This is a genomic window from Curtobacterium sp. KBS0715, assembly GCF_005938005.2.
GTDB classification, from domain to species: Bacteria; Actinomycetota; Actinomycetes; order Actinomycetales; family Microbacteriaceae; genus Curtobacterium; species Curtobacterium flaccumfaciens.
Window position 1 is genome coordinate 2,469,841 of sequence record NZ_VCCA02000001.1, and the last position, 15,965, is coordinate 2,485,805.

Below are 15,965 nucleotides of genomic sequence, written 5' to 3' on the forward strand. Positions count from 1 at the left end.
CGGGCTCGCCGATCGGGTCGGACGCGGTGGCGACCCACGCGTCAGGAGCGGGCTTGGGGGATCGGCGCGGGACCTCTATCGTTCACCGGAACGATTACAGGAGGGGTCACCCCGAATGCAGCCCATCGTCCCCGAACCCCGAGACGCCCATGGTCCGAGCCGTCGAGCGCTCATCACCGGCGCCGCCGGTCTGGCCGGCCTCGGCCTGCTCACCCTCGCCGGGTGCAGCTCCGGCGCGTCCGCCGGCACGCCCACGATCCCCGAGGCCGCGGCCACCGGCGTCGCCCGTCGTGGCGGACGCCTGCGCATCGCACGGCCCGCCGCCTCGGCCGCCGAGACCCTCGACTCCGCGAGCTCGCTGTCGGCCTACGAGTACCTCGGCGCGCTGTACAACCGGCTCGTCAAGCTCGACCAGCAGGGCACCCCGGTGCCGGACCTGGCCGAGGAGTGGTCCGCGAACGCCGACGGCACCGAGTGGACCTTCGCGCTCCGCCGGGGCGTGGTCTTCCACGACGGGGCCCGGTTCACCGCCGACGACGCCATCGCGAGCATCCGGCACATCCTCGACGAGAAGACCGGCAGCCCGCAGGCCGGGGTGCTCGGCGAGGTCATGGACGCCGACTCGATGCGCGCCGTCGACCCGTACACGCTGCGTTTCTCGCTGACGAAGCCGAACGCCGAGTTCCCGTCGCTGCTCACCGCCTACCAGTGCTACATCGTGCCGGCCGACGCCATCGCCGACATCGGCCGCACCGGGATCGGGACGGGGCCGTTCCGGCTGTCGTCGTTCACCCCCGCCGGTGCCGGCAGCGTCGAGGCGTTCCCGGACCACTTCGCTGGCCGCCCGGCACTCGACGGCATCGACTTCTACTCGATCCAGGACACCACCGCGCGGGTGAACGCCCTGCTCGCCGGGCAGATCGACCTCATCTCGCAGACGAACCTGGACTTCGCGACCGCCCGGGTGGTGTCGGCGTCCGACCGCGCCACCGTCGCCCGGTCGAAGAACGCCCAGTGGTACACGATCCCGATGCTCGCCACGAGCGACGAGTTCAGCGACCCGCGGGTGCGCCAGGCGATGAAGCTCGCCTACGACCCCCGGAAGATCGTCGACACCGCCCTGCAGGGCACCGGTTCGGCAGGCTGGGACAACCCCGTGCCGCCGCAGCTCGCCGCGTTCGTCGACGACCACCGCGAGTACGACCCGGACAAGGCCCGGGCGCTGCTCAAGCAGGCCGGGCGTGCGGACTTCCGCGCCGCGATCTACACGTCGAGCTACGAGTCGGTGTTCACCCCGATGGCCGTCGCCTACCGCGACGCCGTCGCCGACGCGGGGATCCGTCTGACCGTCCGCAACGCCAGCTCGGACTCGTACTACACGCAGATCTGGATGCAGAAGCCGCTCATGGTGAGCTACTGGTTCACGGGGCGGCCGATCGACCAGCTGCTCAACCAGATCTTCCGCTCGGGGTCGTCGTACAACGAGAGCGCCTGGTCGAACGAGACCTTCGACGGGCTGCTCGACGACGCCCGCGCCGAGATGGACGACGCCAAGCGGCTCACCCTGTACCAGGACGCCCAGCGGCTCGTCGTCGAGGACGGTGCCGACATGACGCCGATGTTCGGCGACCGGCTCGTGGGGTTGTCCCGCGACGTCGTGAACTACTCGGAGTACGGCTTCGAGTTCGACTACCTGCGGATCGGACTGCGCCGATGACGACCACGAACACGCCGTCGGACGTCCTCGTCCCCGTCCTCCGCCGGGTCGGCATCGCCGTGCTGACCGTGGTGCTCGCCTCGCTGTTCGTGTTCCTCGCGGTGCAGGCGCTCCCCGGTGACGTCGCCCAGCAGCTGCTCGGGCAGAACGCCACCCCCGACGCCGTCAAGCAGCTGCGCGAGACCCTCGGCCTCGACCAGAACGTCTGGCTCCGCTACCTGCAGTGGCTCGGCGGCGCGGTGCACGGCGACTTCGGCACCTCGCTCGTCAGCGGCGAACCGGTCGCCCCGACGCTGTTCACGGCCTTCCGGAACAGCATGCTCATCGCCGTGCCCGCGATGCTCGTCGGCGTCACGGTGTCCCTGACGCTCGGTGTCGTCGCCGGTGTCCGCCGCGGCCGTCCGAGCGACAAGGTGATCTCGATCGTCAGCCTGGTCGTGATGAGCGTGCCGGAGTTCATGGTCGCCACCGTCCTGGTGCTGCTGTTCGCGATCGGCCTGCCGGTCTTCCCCGCCGTCGTGCTGCGGGGGAGCGACGCCACCGTCGCCGAGCTGCTGCCCACGATCTGGCTGCCGATCATCGTGCTGACCCTCGCGATGGCCGCCTACATCGTGCGGACGGCCCGCTCGTCGACCATCGACGTGATGGCGTCGGAGTTCGTCACGACGGCCGAGCTCAAGGGCCTGACGATGCGACGGGTGGTCTGGAAGCACGCGGTCCCGAGCGCCCTGCTCCCGACGCTGAACGTCGTCGCGCTCAACGTCGCGTGGCTGCTCGGCGGTGTCGTGGTGGTCGAGAACGTCTTCAACTACCCGGGGATGGGCAAGCTCATGCTCGAGTCGGTGTTCAACCGCGACCTGCCCACCATCGAGGCGATCGCCCTGCTGAGCGCCCTGATCTACGTCGTGTGCAACCTGGCCGCTGACCTCGTCGCGCTCGCACTCGACCCGAAGCTGCGGACCCGCCAGCGACGACCGCGCACGCGCACCCGCAGCGCCCGCAGCACCAGGAAGGCCGCCGCATGACCGCCACCGCACCCCGCCGCCGCGTCCGACGCGACGTGCTCGCCGGCGCGCTCGCACCCCTGCGCGGGTCGACGGCGCTGAGCATCGGCCTCGGCCTCATCGCCCTGCACGTCGTCCTCGCCCTGCTCGCGCCGGTCATCGCCGGGCACGACCCGGTCGCCACGAACGCCGGCGACGTGCTCGCCGGTCCGACGTGGACGCACTGGCTCGGCACCGACCAGTACGGCCGGGACGTGCTCTCCCGCACCCTGAACGGCGGCCGGTACGCGCTGTCCGTGACCTTCCTCGCCACGACGATCGCCGTCGCGGTCGGCACCGTGCTCGGCTGCGTCACGGCCTACGCCGACAACTGGTTCGACGAGGTCGTCATGCGCGTCGTCGACGCCCTGCTCAGCGTGCCGTCGATCCTCGCGCTCCTGGTCGTCGTGACGGTCTTCGACGCCGGCCTCTGGGTCATCGTCCTCGCCGTCACGGTCGTCTACGCCCCCGCGGTGACCCGTGTCGTCCGCGGCGCCGCCCGCACCGTGATCACCCAGGACTACGTCACCGCGGCCCGCGCCCGGGGCGAGCGGCCGCTGTCGATCGTGTTCCGCGAGATCCTGCCGAACGTGCTCGACGTCGTGCTCGTCGAGTACGCGATGCGGGCCTCGTGGATCGTGCTGCTCGTCGCGTCGCTGTCCTTCCTGGGCTTCGGCGCGAACCCACCGACCCCGGACTGGGGCCTGATGGTGCAGGAGAACCGCACCGCGCTCACCGTGGTGCCGCTCGGCACCCTCGCCCCGATCGTGGCACTCGCCACGCTGGTGATCGGACTGAACCTCGCGGCCGACGGCCTGAGCAAGTCGCTCGGCGTCGACCGTGCCAAGCAGGGAGTCAGCGCATGACCCGCACCGACACCGGCACGACGTCCGCCGCGACGACGACCGTGCCCGACGCGATCGTCCGCGTCGACGACCTGTCCATCTCGTACGCCGCCGGCAAGCGACGCGTGCCCGTCGTCCGGGGTGTCTCGTTCGCGATCGAGGCCGGTCGCACCCTCGGCCTGGTCGGCGAGTCCGGCAGCGGCAAGTCCACCGTCGCGCGGACGCTCCTGGCACACCTGCGCGCCGGGTCGGCGATCGACGGCGGGACGGTCCGCGTCGACGGCGCCGACGTCTTCGCCCTGTCGCCGGCCGGCCGCCGGGCGCTCCGCGGCGGCACCGCCTCGGTCGTCGCCCAGAACGCCGGACAGGCACTCACCCCGTCGATGCGCGTCGGCGAGCAGATCCGCGAGGCCCTCCGCGCCCACGGCGAGCCCGACGGCCCCGAACGCGTCGCCGAGCTGGTCCGGCTGGTCCGGCTGCCGGACCCCGACGCGATCGTCCGCCGCTACCCGCACCAGTTGTCCGGCGGACAGCAGCAGCGCATCGCGATCGCGATGGCCGTCGCCGCCCGGCCGCGCGTGCTCGTCCTCGACGAACCGACCACCGCCCTCGACGTCGTCACGCAGGCCGCGGTCCTCGACCTGGTCGCCGACCTCGGTCGGCAGCTCGGCGTGGCCGTCCTGCTCGTCAGCCACGACCTCGGGGTGGTGTCCGCCATGGCGGACGAGATCGCCGTGATGCGCGACGGCGAGGTCGTCGAGCACGCCGCCACGGCGGCGCTCTTCGCCGCTCCGCAGCACGAGTACACGCGCGCCCTGCTGGCCGCGGTGCCGGACGGGCGACGGCCTGGAGGCGTGGGGCACGAGCCCGACGACGCGACCGTCCCCGGGACGGTCGGCTCCACGGCCACCCGCACCGCGCCTCCCGAGCGCGCCGCCCGCCCCGTGGTGACCGCGGACGACCTGGTGATCCGCTACGGCCGCGGCCTGCCGGCCGCCGTCGACGGCGTCTCGTTCACGATCGCCGCGCACGAGACGCTCGCCGTCGTCGGCGAGTCCGGCAGCGGCAAGTCGACGCTCGCGACGGCGCTGGCCGGACTGGTGCCGGCCGAGTCGGGGACGTTCACGTACGACGACGGCACGACCCGCGGCGACCTGCGCGAGCCGATCGCCGGTCGCGCGCCCGACCTGCGGCGCGCCGTGCAGCTCGTGTTCCAGAACGCGGACACGTCGCTCAACCCGCGGCGCACCGTCGGCGCAGCCGTCGCGCGGCCGCTCCGGCTGTTCAGCGGCTCGTCCTCGCCTGAGCGCGTGGGCGCCCTGCTCAGCCAGGTCGGGCTCGGGCCGGAGTTCGCCGACCGCCTGCCCGCGCAGCTGTCCGGTGGGCAGCGCCAGCGCGTCGGGATCGCGCGCGCACTGGCGGCGGAGCCGTCGCTCGTGATCGCCGACGAGATCACCACAGCGCTCGACGTGCAGGTGCAGGCGGGGATCCTCGCGCTGCTGGCCGACCTGCAGCGCGAGCGCGGCCTCGCCTGCCTGTTCATCAGCCACGACCTCGCCGTGGTGCGGGGCGTGGCGGACCGGGTCGCCGTGATGACCGGTGGCCGGATCGTCGAGATCGGACCGACCGAGCGGGTGTTCACCGGCCCGAACCACCCGTACACGTCGACGCTGCTCGCGGCGACCCTCGAACCCGGCAGCACGACCCTGCCCGACGTCGGTGACGGGGTGCCGCGCTGGCGGCACGCCGACGGCTGGACCGACCACGGCGACGGACACCGCACCCGCAACTGGGAGGACGCATGACGACCGACGACGGCACCGACCACGGCACCGCCGCCGCCACGTTCACCGCCATCGGCGACCCCGGCTCGCTGCCCGCGGGCGTGACGGTCCGCGACGAGTGGATCCCGATGCCCGACGGTGTGCGGCTGCACGCCCGGATCTGGGCGCCGTCGCAGTCGCCGACGCAGCCGGGTGGCCCCGGCGGCCCGACGCCGGTACTGCTCGAGTACCTGCCGTACCGGCTCGACGACTGGACCGCACCACGCGACTCCGAGCGGCACCCCTGGTACGCCCAGCACGGGTACGCCTCGGTGCGGGTCGACATCCGCGGCACCGGTTCGTCCGACGGGTTCTTCGACGACGAGTACAGCGAGCAGGAGCTGCTCGACGGCGAGGCCGTGATCGCCTGGCTCGCCGAGCAGCCGTGGTCGACGGGTGCCGTCGGCATGTTCGGCATCTCGTGGGGCGGCTTCAACGCGCTGCAGCTCGCGGCCCGGGCACCCGCCGCACTCAAGGCCATCGTGACGGTCTGCTCGACGGACGACCGGTACGACAACGACGTGCACTACGTCGGCGGCGCCGTGCTCGGCATCGACATGGCGGCCTGGGGCGCGACCATGTTCGCCTTCAACTCCCGGCCGCCCCGGCCCGAGGTCGTCGGCGCCGGGTGGATCGACCGCTGGCGGGAACGCCTCGAGGCGAACCGCCCGATGACGCCCGTGTGGCTGGCGCACCAGGAGCGCGACGACTACTGGCGGCACGGCAGCGCGGCCGAGGACTACGACGGCATCCGCGCCGCGGTGCTCGCGGTCGGTGGCTGGGCGGACCCGTACCGGGACGCCGTGCTCCGGCTCGTCGACCACGTCAGCGCCCCCGTGAAGGGCATCGTCGGCCCGTGGTCGCACCAGTACCCGGACCGTGGGCTCGCACCGGGGCCGTCGATCGGGTTCCTGCAGGAGACCCTGCGGTGGTGGGACCGCTGGCTGCTCGGGGTCGACACCGGTGTCGAGGACGACCCCGCACTGCGGGCCTGGATCAACGAGGGCGAAGCCCCCGCGCCGTACTACGCCGATCGCCGCGGTCGCTGGATCGGCGCCGAGGCGTGGCCCTCCGCCGCGACCCACGAGCGCGTCCTGCCCCTCGCCGCCCTGCGGGGCGGCGACCTCGGACCGGTCGTCGTGCGGTCGCCGCAGCACACCGGAGTGGACGCCGGTCGGTTCTTCCCGTTCGGCAACGCCACCGACCTGCCGACGGACCAGCGCGCCGAGGACGGCCGGTCGGTGACCTTCGACCTGCCCGTCGGCAAGGCGTTCGACCTGCTCGGCAATGTGCTCGTGCGGTTGTCCGTCACGAGCGATGCGCCCCGGGCCACCCTGACCGTCCGGCTCTGCGACGTCGCACCGGACGGCTCGTCGACGCTCGTCACGCGCGGGGTGCTGAACGCCGCGAAGCGCGACGGCATGGACCGCGACGACGTGCTCGTGCCCGGGACGCCCGCCGAACTGCCCGTGCGCCTGGTGTCGACCGGACACCGGTTCGCCGCCGGACACCGGCTGCGCATCGCGGTCTCGTCGTCCTACTGGCCGTGGGTGTGGCCGCACGGCGTCGAGGCCACGGTGACGATCGACCCGACCGCCTCGAGCGTCACCCTGCCCACCTGGACCCGGTCGACCGACGACGGGGTGGTCTTCGCCGAGCCCGAACGGTCCGAGCCCCTCGTGATCGAGCGCGTCGCGCCGGCTGACCCGCTGCCGCAGCGCACGGTGACGCACGACGTCGAGACGGGGGAGTGGACGCTCGACGTCGACCCCGGGTACGGCGGCGGGCGCGTCTACCCGGACGGCCTCGTGTTCACCGAGGACGCCCGCGAGACGTACCGGATCCGCTCCGACGACCCGACCAGCGCACGGGCGAGTTCCCGTTGGGCCATCGGGCTGGCGAAGCCGGAGTGGGCCGCGCGCCTCGAGACGACCTCCGAGGTCACCGCCGACGCCGACACCTTCCACGTCGTCAACACCGTGCGCGCCTGGGCCCGCGACGGCGGACCCGAAGAACCCGAGGTGCTCGTCACCGAGCGGACCTTCGTCGACGACGTCCCACGGACGTCGGCGTGACCGCGGCGAGGGTCCGGCAGCGGCCGGAGGTCCGACGCGCGATGATCGTCGAGGCTGCCCGCGCGGTGATCGTGCGAAACGGCGTCGGCGCCACCGGGCTGCGCGACATCGCGGCCGAGGCCGGCGTCTCCGTCGGCACCGTGACGTACCACTTCGGCAGCGTCGCGGAGATCCTCAACGAGGTCGTGGTGCTCGAGACGGAGCGCTTCTACGGCGCCATCGTCGCGGCCGTCGACGCCGAACCCGACGTGCTGGTGGGGCTGCGGATGCTCGTCGCACCGCTGTTCGGCGACACCGAGCAGGTCCGGCAGCACTGGCGGATCTGGTCCGACTACTGGACCGCGGTGGTCCGGCGGCCCGAGGTCGCCGCCGAGTACGCCGAACGCATCCGCGTCTGGGAGGCGTGCCTGGTGCGGGTCATCCGGCGCGGGGTGGACAGCGGGGTGTTCCGCCACGCGGCCGACGCCGACACCGTCGCGCTGCAGCTCGCCGCGTACAGCGACGGCGTCGCGACCCAGATCGCCCAGGGCGTCCCGGGGCTGACGAACACGGTCGCCCTGTCGTGGATGTGGCGGTTCCTGTCGCACGAACTCGGTGTGCCCGCTGTGGACATCGCCGGAACCGGTCGTTCCCCCTTGTGATGAGGTAAGGCTTCCCTTACCGTTGCCACATGGCACGGACCCGGCGACAGCCCAGCGAACGCATCCTCATCGCGGGCGGTGCCGAGGACCTCGTCGAGATCCACCGCCAGCTCGAGGAACTCCCCGAGAACGCGTACGGGCAGGTCTTCGTCGAGGTCGCCCTCGACGAGCAGATCCGCATCCTGCCGGCTCCGCCGCGCGTCACCGTGACCTGGCTGGTCCGGAGCGCCCGCAGCTCGGCCGTCGCCCCGCTGGTCTTCGCGGACCACGGCGAAGCCCTCGCACACGCCCTGACCGGCTGGGCCGCCGAGTGGTGCGTGACCGGCTGCGAGCCCCGCACCTCGGTCTGGATCGGGTGCGCGGACAGCCCGTGGATCGAGCGCGCACGGTCGATGGTGCAGCTCGAACTCACCGACGCCGGCCAGCAGGTCCAGGTCGAGTACGGCGGGTAAGGGCAGCCTGCTCTTCCTTGCGGCATGCAAGAGAGGCGGGCATGGTTGTGACCATCGGCAGCACCGCGCCGGTCCGGACAGGGCCAGGCACGCGGGTGCAGCCACGACGGAGGAGGAAACGACATGACCACGCAGAGCAGCACCACCACCACCAGCACCACGTCCCCGTTCTCGACCACGCCGGAGCTCGCAGCCGGGGTCGCGCAGTTCCTCGCCCCCGTCGTCATCGACCTCGAGGCGCTCGTCGTCAACGGCAAGCAGGCCCACTGGCACGTCCGTGGCCGCAACTTCGTCGGCGTGCACGAGCTCCTCGACGAGATCGTCGAGCACGCGCAGGACTACGCGGACAAGGCTGCGGAGCGCATCGTCGCCCTCGGCCTGCCGGTCGACTCGCGCATCGCGACCGTCGCCGCGAACACCACCCTGCCGCCGCTGTCGCAGGGCTTCCAGAACTCGGACGTCACCATCACCGAGGTGATCGCCCAGATCGACGCCGCGCTGCTGCAGGTCCGCCGTGCGGTCGACGGCCTCGACGAGGTCGACCTCAACAGCCAGGACGTCGCGATCGAGATCGAGCGCGCGCTGACCAAGGACCGCTGGTTCCTGCAGGCGCACCTCGCCGCCTGAGTCGCGACCACACCTCGGACAGGAGGCCCGGTGCCAGCTGGCACCGGGCCTCCTGTCCGTCTGCGGTCACGTCTCGGGCCCGCACCTCACGCGGACGGCGTGACCAGACCGCTCTCGTACGCCAGCACGACGGCGTGCACCCGGTCCCGCAGCTGCAACTTCGCCAGGACCCGGCCGACGTGGGTCTTCACGGTCTGTTCGGCGATGAACAGCTCCGCCGCGATCTCGCCGTTCGACCGCCCCCGCGCCATCAGCAGGAACACGTCACGCTCCCGGTCGGTCAGCACGTCGAGCACCTCGGTCCGCGGGGCCGTCGGCTGCGGACCGGCGACGAAGGCCTCGACGAGGTGCCGGGTCACCCTCGGTGCGAGCAGGGAGTCGCCGGCTGCGATGGTCCGCACGGCCTGCACGAGCTCCTCGGCGCTCGCGTCCTTGAGCAGGAACCCGCTCGCCCCGGCACGGAGCGCGTCGAACACGTAGTCGTCGATGTCGAACGTCGTGAGCATCACCACGCGGACGGGCGACTCCGCGGGCGCCGCGGTGATCCGCCGGGTCGCCTCGATCCCGTCGAGCTCCGGCATCCGGACGTCCATCAGGATCACCTCCGGCCGGAGCCGGATCGCCATCACGACCGCCTCGGCCCCGTTCGCGGCCTCGCCGACGACCTCGACGTCGTCCTGGGCCTGGAGGATCGCTCGCAGTCCGACACGGAACATCTGCTGGTCGTCGACCACCATCACCCGCGTCATCGGCTCGCCCCGTCAGGCCTCGGCTGCGACGTGGTCGTGGCGGGCCGGGTGGGCAGGCGCACGGCAACCCGGAAGCCACCGTCCGGGTCCGGCCCGTGGTCGATCGTGCCGCGGAGCGCGGCGACGCGCTCGCGCATCCCCGCCAGGCCGAAGCCACCGTCGTCCGGCGGCGCACCGGGCACGCTGCCGACCGGTGGCGCGGTGTTGGCGACCTCGACCGTGAGGGCCGGCCCGTGCCTCCCGACCGTCACGACGGTGGTCGCACCGGGCGCGTGCCGGGCCACGTTGCCGAGCGCCTCCTGCACGACCCGGTACACGGTGAGCTGCGCGAGCCGGTCGACGTCGTCGAGGTCTGGGTGGAGCCCCTCGTCGAGTCGGAGCTCGACGGGGATGCCGGCCGCGCAGGTGGCCTGCACGAGCGCGTGCAGGTCGGCGAGCCGCGGCTGCGGTGCGCGCTCGGCGTCGGCGTCGCCACGCAGGGTGCCGAGCAGCTGCCGCATCTCCCGCAGGGCCGTGCGCGAGGTCTCGGCGATCGCGGCGAACTCGGTGCGGGCCTCCGGCGGCAGGTCCGCGACGCGGTACGGGGCGGACTCGGCCTGCATGTGCACGACGGACATGCTGTGGGCGACGACGTCGTGGAGCTCACGGGCGATCCGGGAGCGCTCCTCGACCGCCCGGCGTCGGGCCTGCTCGAGCTCGGTGTCGCGGCGGGCGGCGGCGAGCTCCTCGCGCACGGTCCGTCGCTGCCCGATGACCACCGCAGCCGCCGCCACGACGAGGGTGTCACCGGCGCTCACCACGAAGCTCGTCGCCCAGACGTCGACCTGCCCCCACCGGTCGGGCGTCACGCCGACGAGCAGCAGGGTCAGCAGCGTCGCCGCGACCCAGACCACCGCGGTGAGCCGCCAGGTGGTGCGGACGCCCAGCACGACGAGCAGCACGCTCAGGCCGATGATGCTCGTGACCGAGACCGGCCAGGGCCCGACGGTGCCGGGTGCCGTCAGGATGCCGAGGCCGGCGAGGGCGACGAGGTGCGCGACCGACGCCGTGCGGGGGACGAGCGGTGCGAGCCCGATGCTCGCCGACAGCACGGCGGTCGCGAGCATCGCGAGCGGCACGGGGACGCCGTAGAACACGGCGGTCACGGGTGCGGCGACGGCGAACAGGGACACCACGACGACGACGAAGCCGATCTGCACGGCAGGCCGGACCCAGGTTGGTCGGGGCTTCGGGACGACGGTCACGGGCGGGCGGTCTCTCCGGTTCGGACGAGGCAGGGCTCGGGGGCGGGGGCGGGTGTGGCAGCGGCAGCAGCAGCAGCGCGAGCCGCGCGGGCTTCGCGCCTGCGGCTGATGGTACCGAGCACCCGGTCGACCGCGATCCCGAGCCCGGCGGCGACCACCATCGACACCAGGGCCGCGACGATCGGTTCGTGCAGCACGCTCGACGCGGCGAGGGCGATCCCGATCGACACCGCCGACCAGGCCAGCCCCGCGATCGCGCTGATCGCGAGGAAGCGGCGGTACGACAGCCGGGTCGCGCCGGCGGTCATGTTGACCGCGACCCGGCCGACCGGGATGAAGCGCCCGGTCAGGATCAGGCTGGCGGAGCGGCGCTGCATCTGCCGCTCGGCGAACGCGAAGGCCGCTGCGATCCGTGGTCGCTTCGACCGGGCCAGCCGGGCGAACCCGATCCGGCGGCCGATCCAGTACGCGATCGAGTCGCCGGCGATCGCTCCGAGGGCGGCGGCGACGAGCACCACGGCGAGGACGGGCTGCCCGGACGTCGCGGCGATGGCGGCGATCGCGACCAGGGCGGACTCGCTCGGCACCGGCGGGAAGAAGCCGTCCACCAGGCACAGGGCGAAGAGGACGACGTAGACGAGCGGACTCGCGGCAAGCTCGACGACGAGCGGGGTGATCTGGTCGAACACGGGGTGCTCCCTCCAGCCGACGGAACTCGTCGACGAGGACGACGCTACGGAGCCGGAGCGCGCTGGCCATCCCGCGGTGGTCTCGACCACCCCCTACCGCGGTATGACGTTCCCGTCCGCGAAGACCACGTCGGGCGCGTCCACCCGACGGTCGACGACGGTGGTCGGGGCCTCCAGGTGCACGGCACCCGAGGGCATGATGCCCGCACCGCCGAACCGTTCCATCACCCGCCGCTGCGCGACGACGTCCTCGCCGGCGTGCTCGGGCGGCAGGGTGTCCCAGAACCGGAAGCCCCCGACCTCCTCGAGCGCACGACGGTCGTACAGCGCGCAGGCGCCGACCCACGCGACGCGGTAGGGCACCCACTCGCCGGGGTGCAGGTCGAGGTCGGCGGCGACGTGCGTCGGGTTCGCGGCGTTGTGCAGCGACCAGCGGTCGAAGCCGGGGGTCCCGCGGCGCACCACCTCGGGCACGACCGGGCCGTCCCACCGCTCGAACACCGAGGTCTCGTGGGGGCGTCGGTCCTGCAGGTACGACAGGCCCTGCACGGCGCTGCCGACGAACCCGCAGCCCAGGCTACGGAGCGCCTCGAGCATCCGCGCGATCGACCCCGGCTCGAGCCAGACGTCGTCGTCGAGGAACAGCACCGCGGCGGCCTCGGCGTGGTCGAGCAGGAACTGCCGGTGCTCTGCCAGGCCACGCCGTTCCGGGTGGGTGAGGAGCGTGACGGGCCGGCCCTGCGCCTCCAGGACGCGGAGCATCGCGGCGACCGCCGGCGCGCTGGCGGCGTCTCCGTCCGCGGACTGGTCGCTCAGCACGACGCGCAGGTCGACGTCGGTCTGGGCGGCGAGGCCGGCGAGCGTCGTGGCGAGCTCGGCCGGCCTGCCGACGGTCGGGATGAGCACGTCGACGTCGACCGTGCTCGTGTCCGCTGGATCGGGGGCCTTCGCCCAGGACCCGGACCAGCGGGCGGTCACGGTGCCGGGTCCGGTTCGGGCCGCGCAGCGGCTTCGCGGATCCGGCGCACGACGGCGCTGGTGGAGTGCTCGGGCACGTAGTCGACCATGACGACCTCACCGCCGTAGCCGCGCACGACCTCGGTCTCGGTCAGCATCTCGGGGGAGTAGTCCCCACCCTTGACGTAGACCTCGGGGCGCAGCCGTTCGATGAGCGGGATGGGGGTGTCCGTCGCGAACACCGTGACCAGGTCGACGCAGGCCAGCGCGGCGAGGACTCCGGCGCGGTCCTCGGCCGGGTTGATCGGCCGCTCCGGGCCCTTCAGCCGGCGCACCGAGTCGTCGTCGTTCAGGGCGACGACGAGCAGGTCGCCCAGGTCACGGGCCTGGCGCAGGTACGTGGTGTGTCCGCGGTGCACGACGTCGAAGCAGCCGTTCGTGAAGACCACGCGTCGGCCGGCCTGCCGTGCGGCCTCGACCGCGGTGGCGAGCTCGTCGTGGTCGACGACCGTCGCCGCCGGCGCGGTCACCGAGTCGAGCAGGGCGGCGGCGGTGCAGACGGACGTGCCGGCCTCGCGGACGACGACGTCGGCAGCGGCCTGGGCGACCGCGACGGCATCGCGCAGGGGTGCCTGCACGGCGAGGGCGACGGTCGCGGCGGCGCAGAAGGTGTCACCGGCGCCGGAGGCCTGCTGCTCCGAGGCGGGCGTCGCTCGCGTGCGGAACCCCTGGTCGGAGCCGGGCTCGAGCAGCACGGTGCCGTCGCGGTCGAGCGTGACCACCGCGGCACGGGCGCCGCTGCGGGCGAGCACGTCGGCCCGGGCTGCGACGACGGTGCCGACGCGGTCGGCACCGGTGCCGAGCTCCGTGCCGAGCAGTGCGGCGGTCTCACCGGCGTTCGGCGTGACGAGGTCGGGCTGCAGCGCGGCCCAGTGGGTCAGGTCGTGCGCGTCGACGACGACGGCGCCGGGGCGGTCACGGTCGAGCATGGGCACGACGTCCTCGGGGCGGACGCCCAGGCCGTAGTCGCACACGACGGCGGCGTCGGCGCACCGGATGGCACGGGCCACCGAGCGGGCGAGGCGTTCGCCGTGCTCGGCGGTCGGGGTCGCGGCCAGCTCGTCGACCCGGACCACGACGCGGTCCCCGCCGACCACACGCGACTTCGTCGTGGTGCGGGCGCCGGGGATCTCGACCAGGAACGACGTGTCGACGCCGGCTGCCTCGAGCCGCTGGCGCAGGACGTCACCGGCCTCGTCGTCACCGATGAGCCCCACCATGCGGACGCGGGCGCCGAGGGCGCGGGCGTTCACGGCCGTGTTCGCCGCGCCGCCCGGCACCGCGATGGTCTCGGTGACGCGGACGACGGGGGCCGGGGCCTCGCGGGAGACCCGCTCGGCCTCGCCGACGGTCCAGCGGTCGAGGATGCAGTCGCCGATGACGACGACGAGGGGCTCGCGGTCGTCGATCGTGGCGACGAGGTCACGGACCAGACGGACGTCGGCGGTCATCGGGTGCCTCCCACGGTGTCGGCGCTGCCGGCGGTGGCGCCGGCAGCGGCTGCGGGGCCGGTGGCGCCTGCTGCGGCGCCGGTGTTGCTGGTGGCTGCGGTGCTGCCGGCGGCTGCGGTCGACGGCTCGACGGTACGGCGCGGCGGCGCGGCCTCGAGGTGCACCACCGTCGTGGTCGTCATCTCGTCGAGCAGGTGCGGGCCGTACCCGAACCCGGCGCCCGAGGCACCGCGGGGCTGGGCGCTGCCGCCCGGAGCGCCACCGAACACGGCGTTCACCTTGACGGTGCCGACGGGCAGCTCGGAGGCGGCACGGAGCGCGTGTGCGGTGTCGTTCGTCAGCACGGTGGCTGCGAGGCCGTAGCGGTCGGCCGCGGCGAGCCGGAGGCCCTCCGCGAAGTCCGACACGACGCGCACCGGGGCGATCGGGCCGAAGGTCTCCTCGGTCAGCACGAGCATGTCGTCCGTGCAGTCGGTCAGGACGGTCGCCGGGTAGAACGATCCGAGCCCGCCGGGCGTGACGCCGCCGGTCCGGGCGACGGCACCGCCGGCGATCGCGTCGTCGACGTGGCGCTGCAAGAGATCGCGCAGCCGGTCGTCCACGAGCGGCCCGAACTCGGCGGCGGGTGCGGCCGTGCGGCGCTCCGCCTCGGCGACCAGCGCGGCGACGAAGGGCTCGGCGACGTCCTGGTGCACGTACACCCGCTCGACGCTGGTGCAGATCTGGCCGGTGTTCGCGAAGGCGCCGAGGGCGACCTGTGCGGCGGCCCACTCCGGGTCGACGTCGGCGTCGACGACGACGGGGTCGTTGCCGCCGTTCTCGCGGATGACGTGGGCGCGGGTGGTCGCGGCCACCTCGCTCAGACGGTCACCGGTCGCGGTCGACCCGACGTGCGCGTAGACGTCGATGCCCTCCTGCGCCAGGAGCTGCTCGCCGGTGGTCGCGTCGCCGTCGACGCCGATGAGCACGCCGTCCGGCAGGACCTCGGCGAGGAGCGCGTTGAGCCGGGCGAAGGTCGCGGGGCACCGTTCGCTGCCCTTGTGCACGACGGTGTTGCCCGTGACGATCGCTGCTCCGAGGATCCCGCAGGCCACGGCGACCGGGTCGTTCCACGGCGTCAGGGCGAGCACCACGCCGCGCGGGTGCGGCACCGACCAGTCGGCGGCACCGAACTGCCCGCGCAGGGCCTCACCGCGGTGCACCGGCCCGAGCTCGGCGTACTGCACGAGCGTGCCGATGCCGGCCTCGACCCCACCGAGGGCGTCGCGGGGCACCTTGCCGGTCTCGCGGGTGTTGAGGTCCGCCAGCTCCTGCGCGTGCGCACGGAGGTGCTCGGCCGCGGCGTGCAGCAGTGCACCGCGCTCGGCCGGCGCGGTCCGGGCCCAGGCACCGGCAGCGGCACGGGCACGGGCGACGGCGTTGCGGACGTCGTCCTCGGTCGAGCGGCGCACGGTGGACGCGATCGATCCGTTCACGGGGTCGGTCACCACGAGGTCGTCGGCGGCGGGGGGTGCGATCGTCATGGGGTCCTTCCGGAGGCGGGCGGGGCCTCACACGGTGCTCGTGCTCCGCTGTGTGCGGTCACGGCATCG

At 73.5% G+C, this 15,965-nt stretch carries 14 protein-coding genes; 8 read left to right on the top strand and 6 right to left on the bottom strand.

The genetic code is table 11. The features are described 5' to 3' along the window. The first annotated feature begins 115 nt into the window (after nt 1–115). The 8 genes from FFG40_RS11850 to FFG40_RS11885 all read left to right on the top strand — a co-directional run bounded on the left by FFG40_RS11850 (nt 116) and on the right by FFG40_RS11885 (nt 9,223). Nucleotides 116–1,717, top strand: a complete 1,602-nt coding sequence (locus tag FFG40_RS11850; RefSeq protein WP_138803309.1) for an ABC transporter substrate-binding protein — start codon at nt 116–118, stop codon at nt 1,715–1,717. Continuing rightward, entirely contained in the window at nt 1,714–2,742 is a 1,029-nt protein-coding gene (locus tag FFG40_RS11855; protein WP_111022881.1) for an ABC transporter permease, read from the top strand. The genes FFG40_RS11850 and FFG40_RS11855 overlap by 4 nt, the downstream gene beginning before the upstream one ends. Continuing rightward, nucleotides 2,739–3,626: an ABC transporter permease gene (locus tag FFG40_RS11860; protein ID WP_138803310.1), complete on the top strand. Its 888-nt coding sequence runs from the start codon at nt 2,739–2,741 to the stop codon at nt 3,624–3,626. Before FFG40_RS11855 ends, FFG40_RS11860 begins: the two co-directional genes overlap by 4 nt. Then, on the top strand, nt 3,623–5,410 hold the full coding sequence (locus FFG40_RS11865) for an ABC transporter ATP-binding protein (RefSeq protein ID WP_138803311.1): 1,788 nt from the start codon (nt 3,623–3,625) through the stop codon (nt 5,408–5,410). The genes FFG40_RS11860 and FFG40_RS11865 overlap by 4 nt, the downstream gene beginning before the upstream one ends. Continuing rightward, nucleotides 5,407–7,503 (top strand): CocE/NonD family hydrolase, encoded by a 2,097-nt coding sequence (locus tag FFG40_RS11870; RefSeq protein WP_138803312.1) that lies wholly within the window; start codon nt 5,407–5,409, stop codon nt 7,501–7,503. The genes FFG40_RS11865 and FFG40_RS11870 overlap by 4 nt, the downstream gene beginning before the upstream one ends. After that, nucleotides 7,500–8,144: a TetR/AcrR family transcriptional regulator gene (locus FFG40_RS11875; RefSeq protein WP_232749594.1), complete on the top strand. Its 645-nt coding sequence runs from the start codon at nt 7,500–7,502 to the stop codon at nt 8,142–8,144. Before FFG40_RS11870 ends, FFG40_RS11875 begins: the two co-directional genes overlap by 4 nt. 29 nt (nt 8,145–8,173) lie before the next feature. Then, nucleotides 8,174–8,596 carry an SIP domain-containing protein gene (locus FFG40_RS11880; protein ID WP_071244660.1) on the top strand — a complete coding sequence of 141 codons (423 nt, stop codon included), beginning with the start codon at nt 8,174–8,176 and terminating at the stop codon, nt 8,594–8,596. 123 nt (nt 8,597–8,719) lie between these two features. After that, complete coding sequence (locus FFG40_RS11885; protein WP_111057144.1) at nt 8,720–9,223, top strand: Dps family protein; 504 nt, start codon at nt 8,720–8,722, stop codon at nt 9,221–9,223. Between the two features lie 86 nt (nt 9,224–9,309). On the opposite strand, the gene FFG40_RS11890 is transcribed toward FFG40_RS11885, so the two are convergent. The 6 genes from FFG40_RS11890 to FFG40_RS11915 all read right to left on the bottom strand — a co-directional run bounded on the left by FFG40_RS11890 (nt 9,310) and on the right by FFG40_RS11915 (nt 15,896). Further along, on the bottom strand, nt 9,310–9,972 hold the full coding sequence (locus tag FFG40_RS11890) for a response regulator transcription factor (RefSeq protein WP_138803313.1): 663 nt from the start codon (nt 9,970–9,972) through the stop codon (nt 9,310–9,312). After that, nucleotides 9,969–11,216: a sensor histidine kinase gene (locus FFG40_RS11895; RefSeq protein WP_138803314.1), complete on the bottom strand. Its 1,248-nt coding sequence runs from the start codon at nt 11,214–11,216 to the stop codon at nt 9,969–9,971. Before FFG40_RS11895 ends, FFG40_RS11890 begins: the two co-directional genes overlap by 4 nt. Then, nucleotides 11,213–11,905 (bottom strand): DedA family protein, encoded by a 693-nt coding sequence (locus FFG40_RS11900; RefSeq protein WP_138803315.1) that lies wholly within the window; start codon nt 11,903–11,905, stop codon nt 11,213–11,215. The genes FFG40_RS11895 and FFG40_RS11900 overlap by 4 nt, the downstream gene beginning before the upstream one ends. A 93-nt stretch (nt 11,906–11,998) precedes the next feature. Beyond that, on the bottom strand, nt 11,999–12,883 hold the full coding sequence (locus tag FFG40_RS11905; RefSeq protein ID WP_138803316.1) for a glycosyltransferase family 2 protein: 885 nt from the start codon (nt 12,881–12,883) through the stop codon (nt 11,999–12,001). Continuing rightward, nucleotides 12,880–14,373: a D-glycero-beta-D-manno-heptose 1-phosphate adenylyltransferase gene (gene rfaE2 / locus FFG40_RS11910; RefSeq protein ID WP_138803317.1), complete on the bottom strand. Its 1,494-nt coding sequence runs from the start codon at nt 14,371–14,373 to the stop codon at nt 12,880–12,882. The genes FFG40_RS11905 and rfaE2 overlap by 4 nt, the downstream gene beginning before the upstream one ends. Beyond that, nucleotides 14,370–15,896 carry an aldehyde dehydrogenase gene (locus tag FFG40_RS11915; RefSeq protein ID WP_138803318.1) on the bottom strand — a complete coding sequence of 509 codons (1,527 nt, stop codon included), beginning with the start codon at nt 15,894–15,896 and terminating at the stop codon, nt 14,370–14,372. The genes rfaE2 and FFG40_RS11915 overlap by 4 nt, the downstream gene beginning before the upstream one ends. Between the last annotated feature and the right edge of the window lie 69 nt (nt 15,897–15,965).

What these genes read in the sequence shown, in the direction of transcription:
- FFG40_RS11870 (WP_138803312.1), top strand. Translation starts at nt 5,407, where the DNA reads ATGACGACCGACGACGGCACCGACCACGGCACCGCCGCCGCCACGTTC.
- FFG40_RS11915 (WP_138803318.1), bottom strand. Translation starts at nt 15,896, where the DNA reads ATGACGATCGCACCCCCCGCCGCCGACGACCTCGTGGTGACCGACCCC.
- FFG40_RS11860 (WP_138803310.1), top strand. Translation starts at nt 2,739, where the DNA reads ATGACCGCCACCGCACCCCGCCGCCGCGTCCGACGCGACGTGCTCGCC.
- FFG40_RS11865 (WP_138803311.1), top strand. Translation starts at nt 3,623, where the DNA reads ATGACCCGCACCGACACCGGCACGACGTCCGCCGCGACGACGACCGTG.
- rfaE2 (WP_138803317.1), bottom strand. Translation starts at nt 14,373, where the DNA reads ATGACCGCCGACGTCCGTCTGGTCCGTGACCTCGTCGCCACGATCGAC.
- FFG40_RS11885 (WP_111057144.1), top strand. Translation starts at nt 8,720, where the DNA reads ATGACCACGCAGAGCAGCACCACCACCACCAGCACCACGTCCCCGTTC.
- FFG40_RS11880 (WP_071244660.1), top strand. Translation starts at nt 8,174, where the DNA reads ATGGCACGGACCCGGCGACAGCCCAGCGAACGCATCCTCATCGCGGGC.
- FFG40_RS11890 (WP_138803313.1), bottom strand. Translation starts at nt 9,972, where the DNA reads ATGACGCGGGTGATGGTGGTCGACGACCAGCAGATGTTCCGTGTCGGA.
- FFG40_RS11850 (WP_138803309.1), top strand. Translation starts at nt 116, where the DNA reads ATGCAGCCCATCGTCCCCGAACCCCGAGACGCCCATGGTCCGAGCCGT.
- FFG40_RS11855 (WP_111022881.1), top strand. Translation starts at nt 1,714, where the DNA reads ATGACGACCACGAACACGCCGTCGGACGTCCTCGTCCCCGTCCTCCGC.